The organism is Aurantimonas aggregata (assembly GCF_010500835.1).
GTDB lineage: Bacteria > Pseudomonadota > Alphaproteobacteria > Rhizobiales > Rhizobiaceae > Aurantimonas > Aurantimonas aggregata.
The window spans coordinates 90484-109593 of sequence record NZ_JAAAMJ010000014.1; the positions used below are offsets into that span (position 1 = coordinate 90484).

23 protein-coding genes are annotated in these 19110 nt (G+C 67.9%); 13 read left to right on the plus strand and 10 right to left on the minus strand.

Going from position 1 to position 19110, the window contains the following annotated elements; genetic code table 11:
• Position 1: 1 nt before the first annotated feature.
• The 3 genes from GTW51_RS16490 to GTW51_RS16500 form a co-directional block, all read right to left on the minus strand.
• Positions 2-163 (minus strand): DUF3096 domain-containing protein, encoded by a 162-nt coding sequence (locus GTW51_RS16490; RefSeq protein ID WP_163045127.1) that lies wholly within the window; start codon positions 161-163, stop codon positions 2-4.
• A gap of 42 nt (positions 164-205) precedes the next feature.
• On the minus strand, positions 206-985 hold the full coding sequence (locus tag GTW51_RS16495; RefSeq protein WP_163045128.1) for a 3-hydroxybutyrate dehydrogenase: 780 nt from the start codon (positions 983-985) through the stop codon (positions 206-208).
• A 105-nt stretch (positions 986-1090) separates the two neighbouring features.
• A complete protein-coding gene (locus GTW51_RS16500) occupies positions 1091-4798 on the minus strand; it encodes a hydantoinase B/oxoprolinase family protein (protein WP_163045129.1) in 3708 nt (1235 codons plus the stop codon).
• A 120-nt stretch (positions 4799-4918) separates the two neighbouring features.
• On the opposite strand from GTW51_RS16500, the gene GTW51_RS16505 reads away from it, so the two are divergent.
• From GTW51_RS16505 to GTW51_RS16520, 4 genes are all read left to right on the plus strand, one after another.
• A complete protein-coding gene (locus GTW51_RS16505) occupies positions 4919-5890 on the plus strand; it encodes a TRAP transporter substrate-binding protein (RefSeq protein ID WP_163045130.1) in 972 nt (323 codons plus the stop codon).
• 72 nt (positions 5891-5962) lie between these two features.
• Complete coding sequence (locus tag GTW51_RS16510) at positions 5963-6499, plus strand: TRAP transporter small permease (protein ID WP_163045131.1); 537 nt, start codon at positions 5963-5965, stop codon at positions 6497-6499.
• Positions 6499-7806 carry a TRAP transporter large permease gene (locus tag GTW51_RS16515; RefSeq protein ID WP_163045132.1) on the plus strand — a complete coding sequence of 436 codons (1308 nt, stop codon included), beginning with the start codon at positions 6499-6501 and terminating at the stop codon, positions 7804-7806. Before GTW51_RS16510 ends, GTW51_RS16515 begins: the two co-directional genes overlap by 1 nt.
• A 1-nt stretch (position 7807) precedes the next feature.
• Positions 7808-8338: a winged helix DNA-binding protein gene (locus tag GTW51_RS16520; protein ID WP_163045133.1), complete on the plus strand. Its 531-nt coding sequence runs from the start codon at positions 7808-7810 to the stop codon at positions 8336-8338.
• Positions 8339-8517: 179 nt separating this feature from the next.
• On the opposite strand, the gene GTW51_RS24535 is transcribed toward GTW51_RS16520, so the two are convergent.
• Together GTW51_RS24535 and GTW51_RS16530 are read right to left on the minus strand one after the other, a co-directional pair.
• The gene (locus GTW51_RS24535; protein WP_203566131.1) at positions 8518-8718 is read right to left on the minus strand and encodes a YjiS-like domain-containing protein; all 201 of its coding nucleotides are present in this window, start codon (positions 8716-8718) and stop codon (positions 8518-8520) included.
• A 24-nt stretch (positions 8719-8742) separates the two neighbouring features.
• Complete coding sequence (locus GTW51_RS16530) at positions 8743-9096, minus strand: hypothetical protein (protein WP_163045134.1); 354 nt, start codon at positions 9094-9096, stop codon at positions 8743-8745.
• 175 nt (positions 9097-9271) lie between these two features.
• On the opposite strand from GTW51_RS16530, the gene GTW51_RS16535 reads away from it, so the two are divergent.
• Together GTW51_RS16535 and folD are read left to right on the plus strand one after the other, a co-directional pair.
• Entirely contained in the window at positions 9272-9979 is a 708-nt protein-coding gene (locus tag GTW51_RS16535; RefSeq protein ID WP_163045135.1) for a Crp/Fnr family transcriptional regulator, read from the plus strand.
• Between the two features lie 108 nt (positions 9980-10087).
• Complete coding sequence (folD, locus tag GTW51_RS16540) at positions 10088-10993, plus strand: bifunctional methylenetetrahydrofolate dehydrogenase/methenyltetrahydrofolate cyclohydrolase FolD (protein ID WP_163045136.1); 906 nt, start codon at positions 10088-10090, stop codon at positions 10991-10993.
• A 3-nt stretch (positions 10994-10996) separates the two neighbouring features.
• Here folD and GTW51_RS16545 read toward each other — a convergent pair whose 3' ends face one another.
• The 3 genes from GTW51_RS16545 to hrcA all read right to left on the minus strand — a co-directional run bounded on the left by GTW51_RS16545 (position 10997) and on the right by hrcA (position 13708).
• Entirely contained in the window at positions 10997-11710 is a 714-nt protein-coding gene (locus GTW51_RS16545) for a hypothetical protein (protein WP_163045137.1), read from the minus strand.
• Positions 11711-11800: 90 nt separating this feature from the next.
• On the minus strand, positions 11801-12472 hold the full coding sequence (gene grpE, locus GTW51_RS16550) for a nucleotide exchange factor GrpE (protein ID WP_163045138.1): 672 nt from the start codon (positions 12470-12472) through the stop codon (positions 11801-11803).
• A gap of 123 nt (positions 12473-12595) precedes the next feature.
• Positions 12596-13708, minus strand: a complete 1113-nt coding sequence (gene hrcA, locus GTW51_RS16555; RefSeq protein ID WP_163045139.1) for a heat-inducible transcriptional repressor HrcA — start codon at positions 13706-13708, stop codon at positions 12596-12598.
• Positions 13709-13984: 276 nt separating this feature from the next.
• Here hrcA and rph point away from each other — a divergent pair, with 276 nt between their 5' ends.
• From rph to GTW51_RS16580, 5 genes are all read left to right on the plus strand, one after another.
• Positions 13985-14710: a ribonuclease PH gene (rph, locus tag GTW51_RS16560; RefSeq protein WP_163045140.1), complete on the plus strand. Its 726-nt coding sequence runs from the start codon at positions 13985-13987 to the stop codon at positions 14708-14710.
• The gene (rdgB, locus tag GTW51_RS16565) at positions 14707-15351 is read left to right on the plus strand and encodes an RdgB/HAM1 family non-canonical purine NTP pyrophosphatase (protein WP_163045141.1); all 645 of its coding nucleotides are present in this window, start codon (positions 14707-14709) and stop codon (positions 15349-15351) included. The genes rph and rdgB overlap by 4 nt, the downstream gene beginning before the upstream one ends.
• Positions 15348-16544 (plus strand): radical SAM family heme chaperone HemW, encoded by a 1197-nt coding sequence (hemW, locus tag GTW51_RS16570; protein ID WP_163045142.1) that lies wholly within the window; start codon positions 15348-15350, stop codon positions 16542-16544. The genes rdgB and hemW overlap by 4 nt, the downstream gene beginning before the upstream one ends.
• A gap of 72 nt (positions 16545-16616) precedes the next feature.
• Positions 16617-16871: a BrnT family toxin gene (locus tag GTW51_RS16575; RefSeq protein ID WP_163045143.1), complete on the plus strand. Its 255-nt coding sequence runs from the start codon at positions 16617-16619 to the stop codon at positions 16869-16871.
• Positions 16858-17127 (plus strand): BrnA antitoxin family protein, encoded by a 270-nt coding sequence (locus GTW51_RS16580; RefSeq protein ID WP_163045144.1) that lies wholly within the window; start codon positions 16858-16860, stop codon positions 17125-17127. Before GTW51_RS16575 ends, GTW51_RS16580 begins: the two co-directional genes overlap by 14 nt.
• A 21-nt stretch (positions 17128-17148) precedes the next feature.
• Here GTW51_RS16580 and GTW51_RS16585 read toward each other — a convergent pair whose 3' ends face one another.
• Both GTW51_RS16585 and GTW51_RS16590 read right to left on the minus strand, forming a co-directional pair.
• On the minus strand, positions 17149-17436 hold the full coding sequence (locus GTW51_RS16585) for a type II toxin-antitoxin system RelE/ParE family toxin (RefSeq protein WP_163045145.1): 288 nt from the start codon (positions 17434-17436) through the stop codon (positions 17149-17151).
• Positions 17426-17686, minus strand: coding sequence for a type II toxin-antitoxin system ParD family antitoxin (locus tag GTW51_RS16590; protein WP_163045146.1), 261 nt, complete (start codon positions 17684-17686; stop codon positions 17426-17428). The genes GTW51_RS16585 and GTW51_RS16590 overlap by 11 nt, the downstream gene beginning before the upstream one ends.
• Before the next feature lie 130 nt (positions 17687-17816).
• Here GTW51_RS16590 and rsmI point away from each other — a divergent pair, with 130 nt between their 5' ends.
• Positions 17817-18716, plus strand: coding sequence for a 16S rRNA (cytidine(1402)-2'-O)-methyltransferase (rsmI, locus tag GTW51_RS16595; RefSeq protein WP_163045147.1), 900 nt, complete (start codon positions 17817-17819; stop codon positions 18714-18716).
• Entirely contained in the window at positions 18713-19099 is a 387-nt protein-coding gene (locus GTW51_RS16600; protein WP_163045148.1) for a YraN family protein, read from the plus strand. Before rsmI ends, GTW51_RS16600 begins: the two co-directional genes overlap by 4 nt.
• The last annotated feature ends 11 nt before the right edge of the window (positions 19100-19110 follow it).

Here is a 19110-nt window from a genome sequence, read left to right on the forward strand (position 1 = left end):
GTCAGCCAAGGGAACCGAGCCCGTCGAAGATGCCGGGGAACAGGCCGACGAGCCCGATGAAGATCAGATAGAAGGCGACGATGTAGTTGAGCAGCCGCGGGATCACCAAAATGAGGATACCGGCGATCAGGGCGACGATGGGCTGCAGGGAAATGATTTCCATGGGATAAGTCCTCCGGGGTTTGTAGCTAGGACGGGCCGGCCGTCAGACCATGTGCCAGCCATGGCTCGGGACGATCGACTGACCGGTGAGCGCATTGGATGGAAATCCGGCGAGGAAGACGGCCACCGCGGCCACGTCCTCCATGGTGGTGAATTCCTGGTCGACGGTGTTGCCGAGCATCACGCGGCTGACGACCTCGTCCTCCGGGATGCCGAGGCTCGCCGCCTGTTCGGGGATCTGCCGCTCGACCAGCGGCGTCTTGACGAAGCCCGGGCAGATGGTGTTGGCGCGCACGCCGTGCTTGCCGCCCTCCTTCGCCATCACCCGGGCGAGGCCCAGTATGCCGTGCTTGGCCGCGACATAGGCCGATTTCAGCGCCGAGGCCTCGTAGCTGTGCACCGAGCCCATGTAGATCAGCGATCCTGAGCGCTGCGGGTACATGTGCCGGACGCAAGCTTTGGTCAGCAGGAACGATCCGTCGAGATGGATCGTCACCAGCTTGCGGAATTCGGCATAGGAGAATTCCTCGATCGGGTGGACGATCTGGATACCGGCGTTGGAAACCATGGTGTCGATCCGGCCGAAATGCTGGGCCGCCCGGTCGACGCCGGCATCGACGGCCGCCTGGTCTGTGACATCCATGTCGATCGCAATGGCCTCGCCGCCGGCGGCTTCGATGGCGCCGACCGTGGCATGGGCGCCGTCTGCGTCGATGTCGCAGACCGCGACCCGGGCGCCCTGGCGCGCAAACGCCTCGGCGATTGCCCGGCCGATGCCGGAGCCGGCCCCGGTGACGACGGCGACATTGCCATCAAGCTGCATGGTGACGACTCCGTGATCTGCCCGGAGCTTCAAATGGGCGGGGCGCGAGGTCCAGCAAGCCCCGCGCCCCGTATCCGATCATTCGCCGGCGCCCGACCGCCCTCGTCACCCGCGTCCGTAGCCGCCGGGCGTCGGCGTCGTGACGATCACCGCCTCGCCGGCCTCCAGCACGGTCTGGTCGCAGCCTTCCAGGCGCTCCAGCCTTCCGTCGAGGCGACGGACCTCGGTGCGGCCCATCTCGCCGTCGCCGCCGCCGGCGATGCCCTTGGGCGGCAGCGTGCGGTGCGAGGAGAGGATGGCGCAGTCCATCTGCTGCAGGAAGCGGATGGTGCGCTTCGTCCCGTCGCCGCCGCGCTTTTCGCCGTCGCCGCCGGAGCCGGCTCGGATGTGGAAGTCCTCGAGCACCACCGGGTAGCGCATCTCGAGGATCTCGGGGTCGGTGAGCCGCGAATTGGTCATGTGGACATGGACGCCCGAGGTTCCGGCGAAGGACCGGCCGTCGTTCATGCGGCCGGCGGGCGAGCCCGAGCAGATCGTCTCGTAATACTGGTAGCGGGCGTCGCCGAAGGTGAGGTTGTTCATCGTCCCCTCCGAGTTCGCCAGCGCGCCCAGCGCCTGGAACAGCGCGTTGGTGACGTGCTGCGAGGTCTCGACATTGCCGGCGACGACCGCCGCCGGGTAGCGCGGCTTCAGCATCGAGCCTTCCGGCACGACGATCCTGACCGGCCGCAGGCAGCCGGCATTCATCGGGATCGGCTTTTCCACCATGACCCGGAAGACGTAGAGCACCGCCGCCCGCGTCACCGGCTCGGGCGCGTTGAAATTGTTGCCCATCGACGGCGAGGTGCCGGTGAAGTCCACCGTCACCTCTCTCGCGGCGCGGTCGACGGTGATCTTCACCCGGATCACCTGGCCGCTGTCGGTCGGGTAGTCGCATTCGCAGTCTTCCAGCCCGTCGATGAGCTGGCGGACCGCCTCGGCGGCGTTGTCCTGGACATAGGCCATGTAGGCGTCGACCGTTTCGAGCCCGAAGGTCTCGACCATGCGGCGCAGTTCCGCGACGCCCTTCTCGTTGGCGGCGATCTGCGCCTTGAGATCGGCGATGTTCTGGTCGGGATTGCGGGCCGGATACTGGTGGTCGGTCAGCACGTGGCGGAGCTCGTCCTCCTGGAAGACGCCGCCATCGACCAGCCGCAGATTGTCGATCAGCACGCCCTCCTCGTCGACCCGCGTCGCCCGCGGCGTCATCGAGCCCGGCGCGATGCCGCCGACATCGGCGTGGTGACCGCGCGAGGCGACGTAGAAGAGGATCTTGGGCTCTCCTTTGATCCCCCTCGTGCCTTCGGCACTCGACGCCTCTTGCTCGTCGAATACCGGCGTCACCACGGTGATGTCCGGCAGATGCGTGCCGCCATTGTAGGGCGCGTTCAGCGCGAAGACGTCGCCCGGCCGGATCTTGCCCTCGTTGAGCGTGATGATCGTCTCCACCGAGCGGTCCATTGAGCCCAGATGCACCGGCATGTGCGGGGCGTTGGCGACCAGTGCGCCGGTGGCGTCGAAGACGGCGCAGGAGAAGTCGAGCCGCTCCTTGATGTTGACCGAGGAGGCGGTGTTCTGCAGCGTCACGCCCATCTGCTCGGCGATCGACATGAAGAGGTTGTTGAAGACCTCGAGCAGCACCGGATCGGCGCCTTCGTCCGCCTCGCCCCCGGTCCCCGCCTTGGCCGTGCCGAGCGCCGCATGGCGCGGCTTGCGCTCGGTGCGCGACAGCAGGAAGTCGTCGCGCGCGGTCAGCTCGGCGGCCCAGCCGGGCTCGACGACGATGGTCTGGTTCGCCTCGACGATCAGCGCCGGGCCGGCGATGCGCGCACCCGGCCGCAGCGCCTCGCGGCGGAAGATCGCCGCATCGTGCTCGGCGCCGCCGGTGTAGATGCGGCCAGTCTCCGTGGGCTCTGGACGATAGGTCGCGGCGTCGGCCGCGGTGCCCGCCTCGGCCTCGTCGCGGCGCTCGGCCGCCTCGACCGTGACGTTCTCGACGACGATCGGCCGGTTCTCGTAGATGAAGCCGAACTGCGCCCGGTGCGCCACCTCGAAGCCGCTGCGGGCCGCCGCGAGGTCGCCCGCGTAGGGCACCGGCAACGTCGTATCGGTGCCATCGTAGCGCAGCTGCAGCAGCACCGTGCGGTCGACCTGGGCGGCGGCGACGCCCTGGCCGGCGAGTTCCGCCTCGACGGCGGCCGCCAGGCGATCAGCGAGCGCCTCGATCTCGGCCTTCGTGTCCTCGGCCAGCGGCGCCACCAGCGCCTGGTTCTTGGTCGCGAACAGCGAGGAAAGGCCGATGCCGTAGGCCGAGAGCAGCCCCGACATCGGATGGATCAGCACCCGCTCCATGGAGAGCGCGTCGGCGACGAGGCAGGCATGCTGGCCGCCGGCGCCGCCGAAGGAGTTGAGCAGATAGCCCGAGACGTCGTAGCCGCGCTGCACCGAGATCTTCTTGATGGCGTTGGCCATGTTCTCGACGGCGATGGTGAGGAACCCTTCCGCCACGGCGCGCGGATCGCGGCCCTCGCCGATGCCGGCGGCCAGCGCCTCGAACTTCTCGCGGACGATTCCCGCGTCGAGCCGCTGGTCCTGCCCCGGCCCGAACACCGCCGGGAACAGCTCCGGCTTCAGCTTGCCGACCATGACGTTGGCGTCGGTGACGGTGAGCGGCCCGCCTTTGCCGTAGGAGGCCGGGCCCGGATTGGCGCCGGCGGAATCCGGCCCGACCTGGAACCGGCCCTGGTCGAGATGCAGGATCGAACCGCCGCCGGCGGCCACGGTGTGGATGCGCATCATCGGCGCGCGGATGCGCACGCCCGCGACTTCCGAATCCAGCGCCCGCTCGTAGGTACCGGCATAGTGCGTCACGTCGGTGGAGGTGCCGCCCATGTCGAAGCCGATGACCTTTTCCTCGCCGGCGAGCTTGGCGGTCTCGGCCATGCCGACGACGCCGCCGGCGGGGCCCGAAAGGATCGCGTCCTTGCCCTGGAAGAGGTCGGCGGCGGTGAGGCCGCCCGACGACATCATGAACTGCAGCGACGGCGCCGCCGCGTCGCCGGCATCGGCGCCGAGCGCGCCCGACACCTTGCGGACGTAGCGGGCAAGGATCGGCGTCAGATACGCGTCGACCACCGTCGTGTCGCCGCGGCCGACGATCTTAACCAGCGGCGAGACCTCGTGGCTCACCGAGATCTGCGAAAAGCCGGCCTCCTCGGCGAGCTGGCGGGCACGCTGCTCGTGCGCCGGGAAATGCCAGGAATGCATGAAGACGATGGCGACGGCATCGATGCCGTCGGCCTTTGCCGCAGCGAGCGCCTCGCGCGTGCCGGCCTCGTCGAGTTCGGCTTCGATCGTCCCGTCGGCGAGCACCCGCTCGGCGATCTCGTCCACCCGCTCGTAGAGCTGTTCCGGCAGGATGATCTCCTTGGCGAAGATGTCCGGCCGGGCCTGGTAGGCGATCTTCAGCGCGTCGCGGAAGCCGCGCGTGATCAGCAGCAGCGTGCGGTCGCCCTTGCGCTCCAGCAGCGCGTTGGTGGCGACGGTCGTGCCCATGCGCACCGTGCCGATGCGGCCGGGCGGGATCGCGGCGCCGGGCTCCAGCCCCAGCAGGTCCCGGATGCCTTCCAGCGCCGCGTCGTCGTAGACGCCGGGGTTTTCCGACAGCAGCTTCTTCGGCGTCAGCGTTCCGTCAGGGGCCCGGCCGATCACGTCGGTGAAGGTGCCGCCACGATCGACCCAGAAGTCCCATTTGCCGTTCGCCACTGCCTGCATGTTCGGCACTCCGCCACTATTTTGAGCTGTTATCGATAAACTATCGGCAGATTATCAGCGTGTTTGACCGGTGGCAATTTTCGTGGAAATCTTGCGCATCATTTGTCACGGGAGATCGCCATGAAGCATCTGCGCACGTTCCTTCTTGCCACCGTCGCCACGGCCCTTCCGGGCATCGCCCTCGCCCAGACCGCCTGGGACATGCCGACGCCCTACCCGGAGGGCAATTTCCATGAAAAGAACATCGCGACCTTCATCGCCGAGGTGAACGAGGCCGCCGGCGACGCCGTCGCCATCACGCCGCACTTCAACCAGTCGCTGATCAAGCATCCGGACATCAAGAGCTCGGTCCGCGACGGCATCGTGCCGATCGGCGAGACGCTGGTCTCGCGGCTGGAGAACGAGAACGCCATCTTCGGCGCCGATTCCGTGCCGTTCCTCGCCACCAGCTACGAGGACGCCCGCAAGCTCTACGACGTCCAGAAGCCGCTGATGGAAAAGGTGCTCGCCGCCGAAGGGCTGAAGCTGCTGTTCTCCGTGCCGTGGCCGCCGCAGGGCCTCTACACCAAGGACGCCGTCGATTCGGTCGAGGCGCTCTCCGGTCGCAGCTTCCGTGCCTACAACACCTCCACCGAGGCGATCGCCAATGCCGCCGGCATGGTGCCGACGCAGATCGAGGCGTCGGACATCGCCACCGCCTTCTCCACCGGCCGCGTCGCCGCGATGATGACGTCGCCGTCGACGGGCGTCGATTCGCAGGCCTGGGACTTCCTCTCCTATTACTACCCGCTGAACGCCTGGCTCCCGCGCAACATGGTGATCGTCAATCAGGCGGCCTTCGACGCGCTGCCGGCCGAAGCGCAGACCGCCATCACCGAGGCGGCCGCCGAAGCCGAGACCCGCGGCTGGGCGGCGTCCGAGGAAGAGACCAAGCGCACCACCGATCTGCTCGCCGAGAACGGCATCACCGTCGCCGAGCCTTCGGAAGCGCTGACCAGCGGCTTTCAGGAAATCGGCGCGACGCTGACCGAGGCCTGGAAGGCCAGCGCCGGCGAAGATGGCGCCGCCCTGGTCGAAGCCTACCAGCAGTAAGACGAACCGGCGGCCGGGCGCAGCGATGCGCCCGGCCGTGACATTGCCCGCCGATCGCCCACGGGAGCGCCGATGCGCCGAGTACTGGATACGCTCTACAGCGCCGCCGCGGGCGTTGCGGCGCTCTGCCTGCTGGCCATATTGCTGCTGGTGGCCGCCCAGGTCGGCGCCCGCACGCTCGACGTGCTGCTGGTCGCGGCCGGCCTGACCCCCACCCGCTTCGTCGTGCCGTCGCTGGCCGAGATCGCCGGCTTCCTGCTCGCCGGGGCAACGTTCCTGGCCCTGGCCGACACGCTGGCGAAGAACGTCCACATCCGCGTCGACCTCGTCACCGCGCGGCTGCCCGACGGGCTGCGCCAGGGCGTCGATGGCATCGTCGCGCTGGTGGGCGCCGCGGTCGCCGGCTTCGGCGCTTACGCCACCGGCGCGCTGGCGCTGAAGAGCTTCTCGTTCAACGACGTCTCCTACGGCATGGTCGCCGTGCCGCTCGCGCTGCCGCAGGCGACCCTCGCGCTGGGCCTCGTGATCCTCACCATCGCGCTGGTCGACGAGGCGGTGCTGGCCTTCACCGGGCGCGACCGGATCGCCGGCAGCGGGGGCGGCGTCTGATGGGCATGTTCGAGGTCTCGCTGATCGTCCTCGCCGTCCTGTTCACGGCGCTCGCCTCCGGCCTCTGGGTCGCCCTCGCTTTGACCTTGACCGCCCTGGCGGCGCTGCTCACCCGCCCGGTCCTGCCGGACGCGCAGATCCTCGCCACCTCCTTCTGGTCGGCCTCGACCTCCTGGGACCTGACGGCCCTGCCGATGTTCATCTGGATGGGCGAGATCCTGTTCCGCTCCAAGCTGTCGGAGGACCTCTTCGCCGGCCTGTCGCCGCTGATGCGCCGGCTGCCCGGCCGCCTCGTCCACGTCAACATCGTCGGCTGCGCGATCTTCGCGGCGATTTCCGGCTCCTCCGCCGCGACCACCCAGACGATCGGCAAGATCTCCCTGCCGGAGCTCAAGCGCCGCGGCTACGACGACAGGATCGCCATCGGCTCGCTGGCCGGCGCCGGCACGCTCGGCCTGCTGATCCCGCCCTCGATCATCCTGATCGTCTATGGTGCCGCGGTGGAGCAGTCGATCGCCCGGCTGTTCATCGCCGGCGTCGTGCCGGGCATCGTGCTGGCGCTGCTGTTCATGGGCTACGTGGCGCTGGTCGCCACCCTCAGGCCGTCGCTGATGCCGCCGGAGGCCGACGTGATCGCGCCGGAGAGCGCCTTCCGCTCGCTCCGCCGCATCCTGCCGACGATCCTGCTCATCGCCGGCGTCATCGGCTCGATCTATGGCGGCATCGCCTCGCCGACCGAGGCGGCGGTGATCGGGGTCGTGCTGGCGCTGGCCATCACCGCGGCGCAGGGCATGCTGACGCGGGCGAACTTCACCGAGAGCCTGATGGCGGCGACGCGCGTCTCCGCAATGATCGCCTTCATCCTCGCCGGCGCCGCCGTGGTGACGACGGCCATGGGATTCACCGGCCTGCCGCGGGAACTCGCCGCCTATATCGGCTCGCTGGAGCTCTCGCCGCTGGCGCTGCTGGCGGCGCTGACGCTGTTCTTCATGGTGCTCGGCTGCTTCCTCGACGGCATCTCGATGGTCGTCTTGACCACCTCCGTCGTCATGCCGCTGGTGACCGAGGCCGGCTTCGACCTGATCTGGTTCGGCATCTATCTGGTGATCGTCGTCGAGATGGCGCAGATCACCCCGCCGGTCGGCTTCAACCTCTTCGTCATCCAGGGCCTGACCGGGCAGAACATCTTCAGGATCGCGTCCGCCACCGCGCCGTTCTTCGGCCTTCTGGCGCTGATGGTGGTGCTGCTCGCGCTGTTCCCCGACCTCGCGCTGTTCCTGCCGCGCACGATGTTCTCGGGCGGCTGAGATGGCGGACAGGGACGCAACCGAGCCGCCCTTCGGCCCGATCGTCTCCTCGGCGCATCTAGCCGATGGCGCCATGCCGGCGCTGTCGGAGGTCGAGTTCGGGATGATCCTCTGCGGCCACGCCTTCGAGCGCTGGATGGAGCGCTGCATGACCGCCGCCGGCCAGCCGGGGCTGACGGCGACGGAGATCCTCGTCCTCCACACCGTGACGCATCGCGGCAAGGCCAAGCGCCTTGCCGACATCTGCCTCGTCCTCGGCATCGAGGACACGCATCTGGCGACCTACGCCATCCGCAAGCTCGAGGCCAAGGGCCTCGTTTCCCGCGAAAAATCCGGCAAGGAGCGGCTGGTCCAGGTTACCAGCGAAGGCGAAGCCGCCTGCCGCCGCTACCGAGACCTACGAGAGCGAATCCTTGTCGCTGGCGCCGCCGAACTCGGCGTTTCGGCTGAAGCGATGTCCAGCGTCGCGCGCTTGATGCGCGTTCTCTCCGGGCACTACGACCAGGCTGCACGAACGGCGGCAAGCCTGTAAGCACCCGCCCGACCGGCACGGCGACCAGGAACGGGCAACCGGTGTAGCGCCGCAGCCGAACGCGCGGGCTGCGGCGCACATGGGTGCGGGCGGTGATCCGGATGCGGGCGCGCAGCGCCTGCCGCCGGTTCGCCTGCTTGCGGGCTGCCCGGCGCTGCCGGGCGCGACTTTCCCGCCGCTCACGCATGCCAGAACGGCTTCCGGCATTCGCCCCGCGCGGTTTCGCGCGACAGGCCGACATCGGCCAGCAGGCGGTCGTCCAGGGAAGCCAGCGCGGTGCGCTGGCGGTGGCGCTGGAACCAGACCATGGCGAGGGCCCTGGCGGGTTCGATGCTCATCGGCGCGCGGCGCCGGTATCGGGTCAGGCTGATGTCACTCACGAGAGTCCCTCCTCTTCGACAAGATCAGTTTGCGAATGCCTGGAGTTGCAGGTCGCCGGGGGCGGTGATCGTCACGACGTCGCCGGCCCTGGCGAACTCGACTTCGGTCCACGCCATGCCGAAGGCGCGGGGGACGGCGATGACGGCGCGCTGGCCATCGGCCAGCGTCGTCACGAAGCGCATCGCCTCGGGGCTGCCGCGACCGGTCAGCGTCGCCTCGACGCGGTAGCCCTTCGCTTCGGCCGTGTAGACCGCCGAGCCGCGAACCGCGTCGAACTCGATGCTGGCGGGCTGGCCCGGCTGCATCTCGCCGCCATTCGCGACATCCGCCGCGAATATCGCGGAGAGGAAGACGAGGGCACAGATTGTCTTGACCATGACCCACCTCGAAGGTTGGGTGTGCCGGGTCGGCCCCGGCGCGGAGCGCCATTGCTCTCGCAGGGTCAAGGTCTCACAATCGGTCTCGCGGGCCTGTGATGGCAGTCACAGCGCAAGCGCATCGGCCTGAGGGCCCGGCTCGTTGTGCCATGCGAAACGAGGGAGGCGGGGTGCCATGACGATCGTCGAACCGAAGCCCGGCCCGGACAAGATCCGGCTGCTGCGCGACTGCCTGATCTTCCGGTCGCTGGACGAGGCGGCGCGCCAGGAACTGGCCGCCCGCGCCTATTTCAAGCGTTACGCGGCAAAGGAACCGATCTTCCAGATGGGCTCGCCGGGCCAGAGCATGATGGCCATCGCCGCCGGCGTCGTGCGGATCACCGCGCCGATGGAAAGCGGCCGCGAGATCATCCTGGCGGACCTGCCGGCGGGCGAGGTGTTCGGCGAGGTCGCGATGCTCGACGGCAAGGAACGCTCCGCCGCCGCGACGGCGCTGACCAATTGCGAGCTCCTGGTGCTGGAGCGGCGCGACGTCGTCGCGCTGATCCGCCACGACGCCGACGCCGCGCTGCGGCTGCTGGAGTTGCTGTGCGCCCGGCTGCGCCGCTCGGAGGAGCGGATGACGGAGATTGCCTTCCTGGAAGTGCCGGCCCGCCTCGCCCGGACGCTGATCCGCGCGGCGGCCGATGCGGCGGAGCGCTCGCGGGTCCAGCCGGTGAAGCTGTCGCTGGCGCAGGGCGAGCTGGCCCGGATGATCGGCAGCTCGCGCGAGAACGTCAATCGCTGCCTCAAGGAATGGCAGCGCCACGGCCTGATCGACCTGAAGGACGGCTGGCTGATCGTGCTCGACCCGCAGGGGCTCGAGGCCCACGCCAACCGCTAGGCCCTCGGGAGACGCCGCGGGAGTCGCTCCCCGCAAAATCCGGTTTCCCCCAGCCGGCCGCTTCGCCTAAGAAGCGAACGGCACCGGCAATGGCGAGGGACGACAGGCATGGCCGAAGCACGGCGGATCGACGGCAAGGCCGTCGCGGCGGGTATCATCGACAGAGTGAAGGCGGCAACGACGGCGCTGACGGCCGACGGCGGACCGCAGCCCGGCCTTGCCGTGGTGATCGTCGGCGCGGACCCGGCGAGCCAGGTCTATGTCGGCTCGAAGGAGAAGATGGCCCGCGAGTGCGGCTTCCACTCGGTCAAGCACGAGCTTTCCGCCGAGACGAGCGAAGCAGACCTCCTCGCCGTCGTGGAACGCCTCAACGCCGACCCCGCGATCCACGGCATTCTCGTCCAGCTGCCGCTGCCCAGGCAGATCGACGAGGCACGGGTGATCGAGGCGATCGACCCGGACAAGGACGTCGACGGGTTCAACCTGATCAATGTCGGCCGGCTTGCCACCGGCGCACTCGACAAGGCCTTCGTACCCTGCACGCCGGCCGGCTCGATGATCCTGATCCGCGGGGCGCTGGGCGACGATCTGTCGGGTCTCAACGCAGTGGTGGTCGGGCGCTCCAACATCGTCGGCAAGCCGATGGCGCAGCTGCTGCTGGCCGCCAACGCCACGGTGACCATCGCCCATTCGCGCACGAAAGACCTCGCCGCCGTCTGCCGCAACGCCGACATTCTCGTCGCGGCCGTCGGTCGGGCCGAGATGCTGACCGGCGACTACGTGAAGGAGGGCGCGGTGGTGATCGATGTCGGGATCAACCGGGTGCCCGCGCCGGAAAAGGGCGAAGGCAAGTCGCGGCTGGTCGGCGACGTCGACTACGCGTCGGCTGCCGCCAGGGCCGCGGCGATCACGCCGGTGCCGGGCGGCGTCGGGCCGATGACCATCGCGCTCCTGATGGCGAACACGCTCACCTCCGCCTGTCGCGCGGCGGGCAAGGCGCCGCCGCGACTCTAATCGCTAAAACGGAATCTCGTCTTCCAGATCTTTGGTTTGAGGCGCCGCCAATTGCTTTTTCGGCCCCTCAAGCTTTTTCCGCTCGCTCCAGGCCGGTAAAGACTCTACCCAATGCTTCGCACTATCCAACATGCCAAGAACGCGATCTACTCGCTCCCAGACCGGTCGCCATTCCTCACTGGCATTTGCAGCAGCTTGATTCACTTCAAGAGCAAAAGATTTAAACGCTTCAACTCGCGTTAGATTTTGATCGATCTCTGCTGCAAACGCATTTAGCTTCCGAAAAAGAGTACGCCTCTTTTCTTCGCTAATACTAAGAGTGTCAATATTCTGTCGAATTGCGTCGATAAGTTGACGAATTGCTGATCGCGACGCCGGATCGAGAACAACTATTTCGGATCCTGAAGACTTAATACGACGTGCGGCTTCAAGATTTATCTTCAAAGTCAATTTCGCAGAAAGGCGAACAAATTGCTTATAGTAACTTCCAAAGAAATTATCGTCACTTGGAACATCTTTATAGTTATCGAAAAATGATAAGCTATAAACTTCATCGAACGCTATAATTGCGTCAACATACTCACGTTCAACCGACCAATCAGGTCGATTTTCAACTCGAAGCCGCTCATTCAACTGCTTCCATTTCTCGCTCTGATAAACCGCAAAAGCCTCCTCAGGATCACTCGGTAGGTCTAGAAATTCCTGTAAGTGCTCCATTAAAAGCCTCCCACCTACTGCTCTCGATTACGAATGGACGGCAGAAACATTGTCACTCGATCCCACTCTTAAAGCTGCCCCTGATTCAGCCTATTCGACAGGCTTGGCCTCGCCGGCGGCCTGCTTCGGCCCGCCCTTGGAGACGCCGACCATGGCCGGGCGCAGCACCCGGTCGCCGATGGCGTAGCCGGCCTGGACGACCTGCACGACGGTGTTGTGCGGCACTTCCGGGTTGGGAACCTCGAACATCGCCTGGTGGAAGTTCGGGTCGAAGCGCTGGCCTTCCGGGTCGAGCCGCTTCACGCCGTGCTTCTCCAGCGCCGAGATGAGGCTGCGCTCGGTGACCTCGACGCCGTCGATCAGCGCGTTCAGCCCGTCGTCGCCATGCGCCTTGGCTTCCGCCGGCACCGCCTCGATGGCGCGGCGCAGATTGTCGGCAACCGACAGCATCTCGCGGGCGAAGCCGGTGACGCCGTAGGTCCGCGCATCCTTGATCTCGCGCTCGGTCCGCCGGCGCAGATTCTCCATGTCGGCGGCGAGCCGCAGGAGCCGGTCCTTGACGTCGGCGTTCTCGGCCTCGAGCTTGGCGATCCGCTCGGCGTCGGCGCCGGCCGCGGCATCCGGGTCGGCAAAGCCGCTCGGCGACGGCTCCTGCGACGCAGCATCGGCTGCCGCGTATTCGGCTTCGGCGGCGCCCGGCCGGGTCTCGCCTGCCGCGTCGTCGGTTTCGCTCTCGTGGCGCTGGCCGTTCTCGATCGTCATTCCGTCCTCAATCCCGTCTCAGGCTGGCGCCGCGACGCCGACGCGCTCCCTTTGGGGAAACGTGGCAGGCTGCGTGCGCAAAAAAGTCTTCGGTGCCGCATATCGAAGCGGCCGGCGGCAAAATCAAGCCTGTCGCTCGGCTGCCCCCTTGGAGAGCAGCCGCGAGACGATGCGGGCGGTGTAGTCGACCATCGGCACGATCCGCCGGTAGTTGAGGCGTGTCGGTCCGATGACGCCGACGGCGCCGATGACCGCCTCGGTCCCGCCCTTGTAGGGCGCCACCACCAGCGACGAGCCAGACAGCGAGAACAGCTTGTTCTCCGAGCCGATGAAGATCCGCACGCCATTGCCGGTCTCTGCGAGGTCGAGCAGCTCGATGATGCCGCTCTTGGTCTCCAGATCGTCGAACAGCAGCCGCAGCCGGTCGAGATCCTCGGTGGCGGTGACGTTCTCCAGGAGATTGGCGCGGCCGCGCACGATCAGCCGTGCCGGCTGGTCGGCCGAGGCACCGGACCAGACGGCGAGGCCGCGATCGACCAGTTCCCGCGACAGGACGTCAAGCGCGTTGGCAGTGTCGTCCTTCAGCCGGCCGATCCGCTCGCTTGCCTCGCCCAGCGTGCGCCCGACGACATGGGCGTTGAGGAAATTGGCGGCCTCGACGAGCTGCGAGGCGGTGACCCCGGCCGGCAGGTCGAAGATGCGGTTCTCCACCTCGCCGTTCTCGCCGACCAGAACGGCCAGCGCCTTCAGCGGCTCCAGCCGGATAAACTCGATATGCTTGAGCCGCAGGTCCGATTTCGACGTCACGACGATGCCGGCGCCGCGCGACAGGCCGGACAGGAGCTGGCTCGCCTCGGTCAGGAGTGATTCGAACGGCCGGCCGTCGCCGGAAAGCCGCACCTTCTCCTCGATCTCCTCGCGCTCGGACGAGCCGAGATCGCCGACTTCGAGAAACGCATCGACGAAGAAGCGCAGGCCCAGTTCCGTCGGCATCCGCCCGGCGCTGACATGCGGCGAATAGATCAGCCCCAGGGCCTCCAGATCGCTCATGACGTTGCGGATCGAGGCCGGCGACAGCGAGTTGGTGATCAGCCGCGACAGCATGCGCGAGCCGACCGGCTCGCCGATGTCGAGATAGCTTTCGACGATCAGCCGGAAGACCTCGCGCGAGCGGTCGTCGAGCGGCAGCGCCCCTGCCGCGGCCAAATCACTGACGGGAAGGCGGAATTCAGTCATCACGTCGCAAATTTCTTCCGCATGGTCCGACTATAAGGAGCGCGGACGCCCGCGCCAAGCGGGGAGCCTGCCCGGCCGTCGCCGCGGCATCGATTTCCGCCGGAATCAACGCTTATCGACGGTCATCGCGCCGACGACACCCTCCCGGCGTCGCCTTGGACCTCGCGACGCGCCGATCGCCGGAATTATTTTGCTCCCCCGTCGCATCGCCGATACAAGCCCGGCACAACCCGAAGCAACTAAGCCTTAACCATCGACCGATCGTCAGGACATATCATGCGGCCATCCAAACGCGCCGGCGACCAGCTGAGGCCGGTCAGCCTCGAGCGGAACTTCTCCCGTCACGCCGAAGGCTCGTGCCTGGTGAAGTTCGGCGATACCCATGTCCTGTGCACCGCCAGCCTCGAGGAGCGCGTGCCCGGCTGGCTGCGCAATTCCGGCAAGGGCTGGGTGACCGCCGAATACGGCATGCTGCCGCGCGCCACCGGCGACCGGATGCGCCGCGAGGCGGCGTCCGGCAAGCAGTCCGGCCGCACCCAGGAGATCCAGCGCCTGATCGGCCGCTCGCTGCGCGCCGTCGTCGACCTGCCGGCGCTGGGCGAGCGCCAGATCACCGTCGACTGCGACGTGATCCAGGCCGATGGCGGCACCCGCACCGCGGCGATCACCGGCGGCTTCGTGGCGCTGGCCGACTGCCTCGCCTGGATGGAGGCGCGCGCCATGGTCAAGCGCAAGGACGTGCTGACCAGCCATGTCGCGGCGATCTCCTGCGGCATCTACAATGGCGAACCGGTGCTCGACCTCGACTATCCGGAGGATTCCACCGCCCAGACCGACGCGAATTTCGTCATGACCGGCGCCGGCGGGATCATCGAGATCCAGGGCACGGCCGAAGGCGCGCCGTTCTCGGAAGACGAGTTCCTGAAGCTGCTGGCCCTGGCGCGCAAGGGCATCAACGAGCTGGTCGCCATGCAGCGCGAGGCGCTCGGAGCCGAGCTTTGAACCGGCTCGATCCCGCCGACGGCCCACTGCTCGTCGCCAGCCACAATGTCGGCAAGATCTGGGAGATCCGCGAGCTCATGGAGCCGTTCGGCTTCACCGTCGTGTCGGCCAAGGACAAGGGTCTCGTCGATCCGGAAGAGACCGGGACGACCTTCGAGGAAAATGCCGAGATCAAGGCGCTCGCCGCCCTCGAGGCGACGGGACTGCCGTCGCTGTCCGACGATTCCGGCATCGCCATCGAGGCGCTGGGCGGCGATCCTGGCATCTATTCGGCGCGCTGGGGCGGGCCGGAGCGCGATTTCGCCATGGCGATGCGCAATGTCGAGGAAAAGCTGCAGGCGACCGGCGCGACCGAGCCGGCGCAGCGCCGCGCGACCTTCGTCGCCGTTTTGTGTCTTGCCCTGCCGAACGGCGAGCGGCATTTCTTCCGCGGCGAGGTCGATGGCACCTGCGTCTGGCCGCCGCGCGGCACGCTCGGCTTCGGCTACGACCCGATCTTCCTGCCCGATGGTCAGGACCGCACCTTCGGCGAGATGATGTCGCTAGAAAAGCACGCCTGGAAGCCCGGCCAGCCGGATGCGCTGTCGCACCGGGCGCGGGCGTTCCAGAAATTCGCGCGCGAGGCGCTCGGCACCACATGACCCTGCACATGCCCCCGAGCGGCGGCGTTCTCGCCTTTCCCCCGGTTCCGCGCGATCCGGGCTTCGGCGTCTACGTGCACTGGCCGTTCTGCGCGGCGAAATGCCCTTATTGCGACTTCAACAGCCATGTCCGGCAGAAGCCGATCGACCAGGACCGCTATGCCGCGGCCTTCGAGCGGGAGATCGCCGAGGCGGCGCGCCGCTCGCCCGGCGAGACCGTCACCTCGATCTTCCTCGGCGGCGGCACCCCCTCGCTGATGGAGCCGGCGACGGTCGGGCGGATCCTCGACGCGATCGCGGAGCGCTGGACGGTCGCCGACGGCGCCGAGGTGACGCTGGAGGCGAACCCGTCGAGCGTCGAGGCGACGCGCTTCCGCGGCTACCGCGCTAGCGGCGTCAACCGCGTGTCCCTGGGCGTCCAGGCGCTGAACGACCGGGACCTGCGGCGGCTCGGCCGGCTGCACGACGTCGAACAGGCACTGGGCGCGATCGAGCTCGCCCGCGCCACCTTCCCGCGCCTCTCCTTCGACCTGATCTACGCGCGGCCCGAGCAGACCGTCGCCGGCTGGGAAGCCGAACTCACCCAGGCGATCGACCTCGCCGCCGACCATCTGTCGCTCTACCAGCTGACCATCGAGGAAGGCACGGCCTTCCACGCCCTGCACAAGGCCGGCAAGCTCATCGTCCCGGATGGCGAGCTCTCGGCCGATCTCTACGAGGCGACGCAGTCGCTCACCGCCACCCGCGGCCTGCCCGCCTACGAGATCTCCAACCACGCCGTTCCGGGCGCCGAATCGCGTCACAACCTCACCTACTGGCGCTACGGCCTCTATGCCGGCATCGGCCCGGGCGCGCATGGCCGGATGATGGGCGAGGACGGCCGCCACGCCGTCGCCAACGAGCCGTTGCCCGAAACTTGGCTGAAGATGGTCGAGGCCTGGGATTCCGGCGCCATCACGGACGAATTGCTGACCGAGACCGAACAGGCGGACGAGCTCCTGCTGATGGGTCTGCGCCTCACCGAAGGCATCGACCTCGCCCGCTGGCGCCGGCTCACCGGCCGCGACATCGACCCGGAAAGCGAAGCCGAATTGCGGGCCCACGGCATGGTCGAGCGCATCGGCCCGGACCGCCTGCGCGCCACGCCCGCCGGCATGCTGGTGCTGGATGCGGTGGTCGCCGATCTGGCGTGAGGTGGCTTCCGTCGAAGCCCTGAGACACCATATGATCAGCATGAAACGTGGTTTGGCCGGAGCTGGCTTGCTTTGGAGTTCGATGCCGCCAAGGATGCTGAGAACGTCGCAAAGCACGGCATTTCCCTGGCCCGGACGGCCGAGTTGGATCTGCGCGTGGTGGTCGAAGATGACCGCTACGACTATGGTGAGGTCCGGTACCGGGGCTTCGGCCTGATCGACGGGCAGCCCTATTGCGTGGCGTTCACCGTTCGCGGTGGGTCGGTCCGTCCGATCAGCCTTCGCCGGGCGCACCGAAAGGAGTTCGAACGTTATGTCGGACGATAGCAGAGAGCCCGTCACCGACATCGACAATCCGGAGTGGACGGAGGCGGATTTTCGTCGCGCCAGGTCGCCCGAGGCGACCTTTCCGCCGGAGATCCTCGCGCAGTTTGGCGGCAGTCGGGCCACTTCGGGGACCAGCACTGAAAAGGTCTCGGTGTCGCTCCAACTGAGCCCGGAAGTGGTCTCGCATTTCAAGGCGACGGGGCCGGGTTGGCAGGCGCGGATCGACGAAGCTCTGAAGCGCTCGATCGGCGAGTGACGTCGGCAGCGGCAGCTGGCCTCAGCTGTCTTGCGCCCAATCTTCGTGGCCGTGCCGGACGCGGACGATGAGGGCGCCCTCGGCGTCGATCAGGTAGACGACGACGTGGGCGCCGCAGGGATGGACCCGCACCGGTGGCGTGAGTTCGGTCCGTTCGCGGGCAAGCTCCGGGTAGCGGGCAAGCGCCTCGAAGCTCCGACGCAGGCGGGCGTGGTACCGCGACGCCTGGACCACGCCGAACAGCCGGATGCTCTGCGCGTAGATGCGCTGAATGTCGTCAGCGGCTTTCTCCGTCAGCCTATAGGTCATGCCCGGACGGATCGATCCCGGCCTCGCGGCGTGCTGCCGCTTCGATGTCGTCCATCGAGCGCCGGCTGATGCCGCTTTCCAGCCCCTCGCTGACCAGCGCCTGCATTTGGGCGATCTTCTCCAGCCGCTCCTGGTCGCGGCGTATCAGGTCGCGCACGTAGTCGCTGGCGTTGCTGTACCGGCCGGTTTCGGCCTGGGCCTCGACCCAGGCTTTCAGTGGTCCGGGCAATGAAACGTTCATCGTGGCCATGGCGATATCTCCTGCCGTGAACCTACCGACTTTGGCAAAGATTGCCAAATTCTCCGTCGAATTCTATCTGCGGTGTGTTGTCCCTTACTCAGCGTTTTCCACGCTCGAAGCCTTTCGTGTAAACCGGGGCATGATCGCCCTGAACGACCCCGCCCCGACCTTCGCCCTTTTCGGCCAGACCCGCACCGCCGCGCGCCCCGAGCCCGGCCTCTATCTCGTGGCGACGCCGATCGGCAATCTCGGCGACGTGACGCTACGGGGGCTGGAGATCATCGCCGGCGCCGATCGCCTTGCCTGCGAGGACACGCGCGTCACCGCCAAGCTCCTGCAGCGTTTCGCCATCAAGCGGCGGATGACCCCCTATCACGAGCACAATGCCGAGCAGTCCGGCGCCGCCCTCCTCGCCGATCTGGTCGCCGGCCAGTCGGTGGCGCTGGTATCGGACGCCGGCACGCCGCTGGTCTCCGATCCCGGCTACCGGCTGGTGCAGCTGGCCCTCGATGCCGGCATCAAGGTGGTGCCGATTCCCGGCGCCTCCGCCGTGCTGGCGGCGCTCTGCGCCTCCGGCCTTCCCTCGGACGCGTTCTTCTTCGCCGGCTTCCTGCCGCAGAAGGAGCAGGCACGGGCGGCGCGGCTGCAGGAGCTGGCGCGGGTGCCGGGCTCGCTGGTGTTCTTCGAGGCGCCGCATCGCATCGCCGCCAGCCTTTCGGCCATGGCCACGGCGCTCGGGGAACGCCCGGCCGCGGTCTGCCGCGAGCTGACCAAGGCCTACGAGACGGTCTATCGCGGCACGCTGCCCGAACTGGCGGAACGCTTCGCCGCCATGGAGCAGGTGCGCGGCGAGATCGTCGTCTGCATCGCGCCGCCGCCGGCCGAGGCGGCGGCGAGCGCGGCGGATACCGACGGCATCCTCGCCGGGCTGCTCGCCGAGATGAAGCCGACGCAGGCCGCGCAGGAGGCCGCGCGGCTCACCGGCCTGCCGCGACGCGAACTCTACCAGCGCGCGCTGGAGCTCAAGGACCGTTCATGACGCCGGCGCCCGGCACGACGGAGCGACGACGCCGCGATCTCGGCAAGGGCCACCGCGGCGAGCGCCTCGCCTGCTGGGCCTTGCGGCTGAAATTCTACCGCATCCTCGCCGTGCGCTACCGCACGAAGCTCGGCGAGATCGACATCGTCGCGCGCCGCGGCGACCTCGTCGCCATCGTCGAGGTCAAGGCGCGGCCGAGCGTCGTAGAAGCGATGGACGCGGTCGGTCCGGCCGCCCAGCGGCGCATCGAGGCGGCGGCGGATCTGTGGCTCGCACGCCAGAAGGACCACCACCGCCTGTCGCTGCGCTTCGACATCGTCGCCGTCCGGCCCTGGCACTGGCCGGTGCACGTGCCGGGCGCCTGGGCGCCGCGCCGTTTTTGAACGCGACTGGC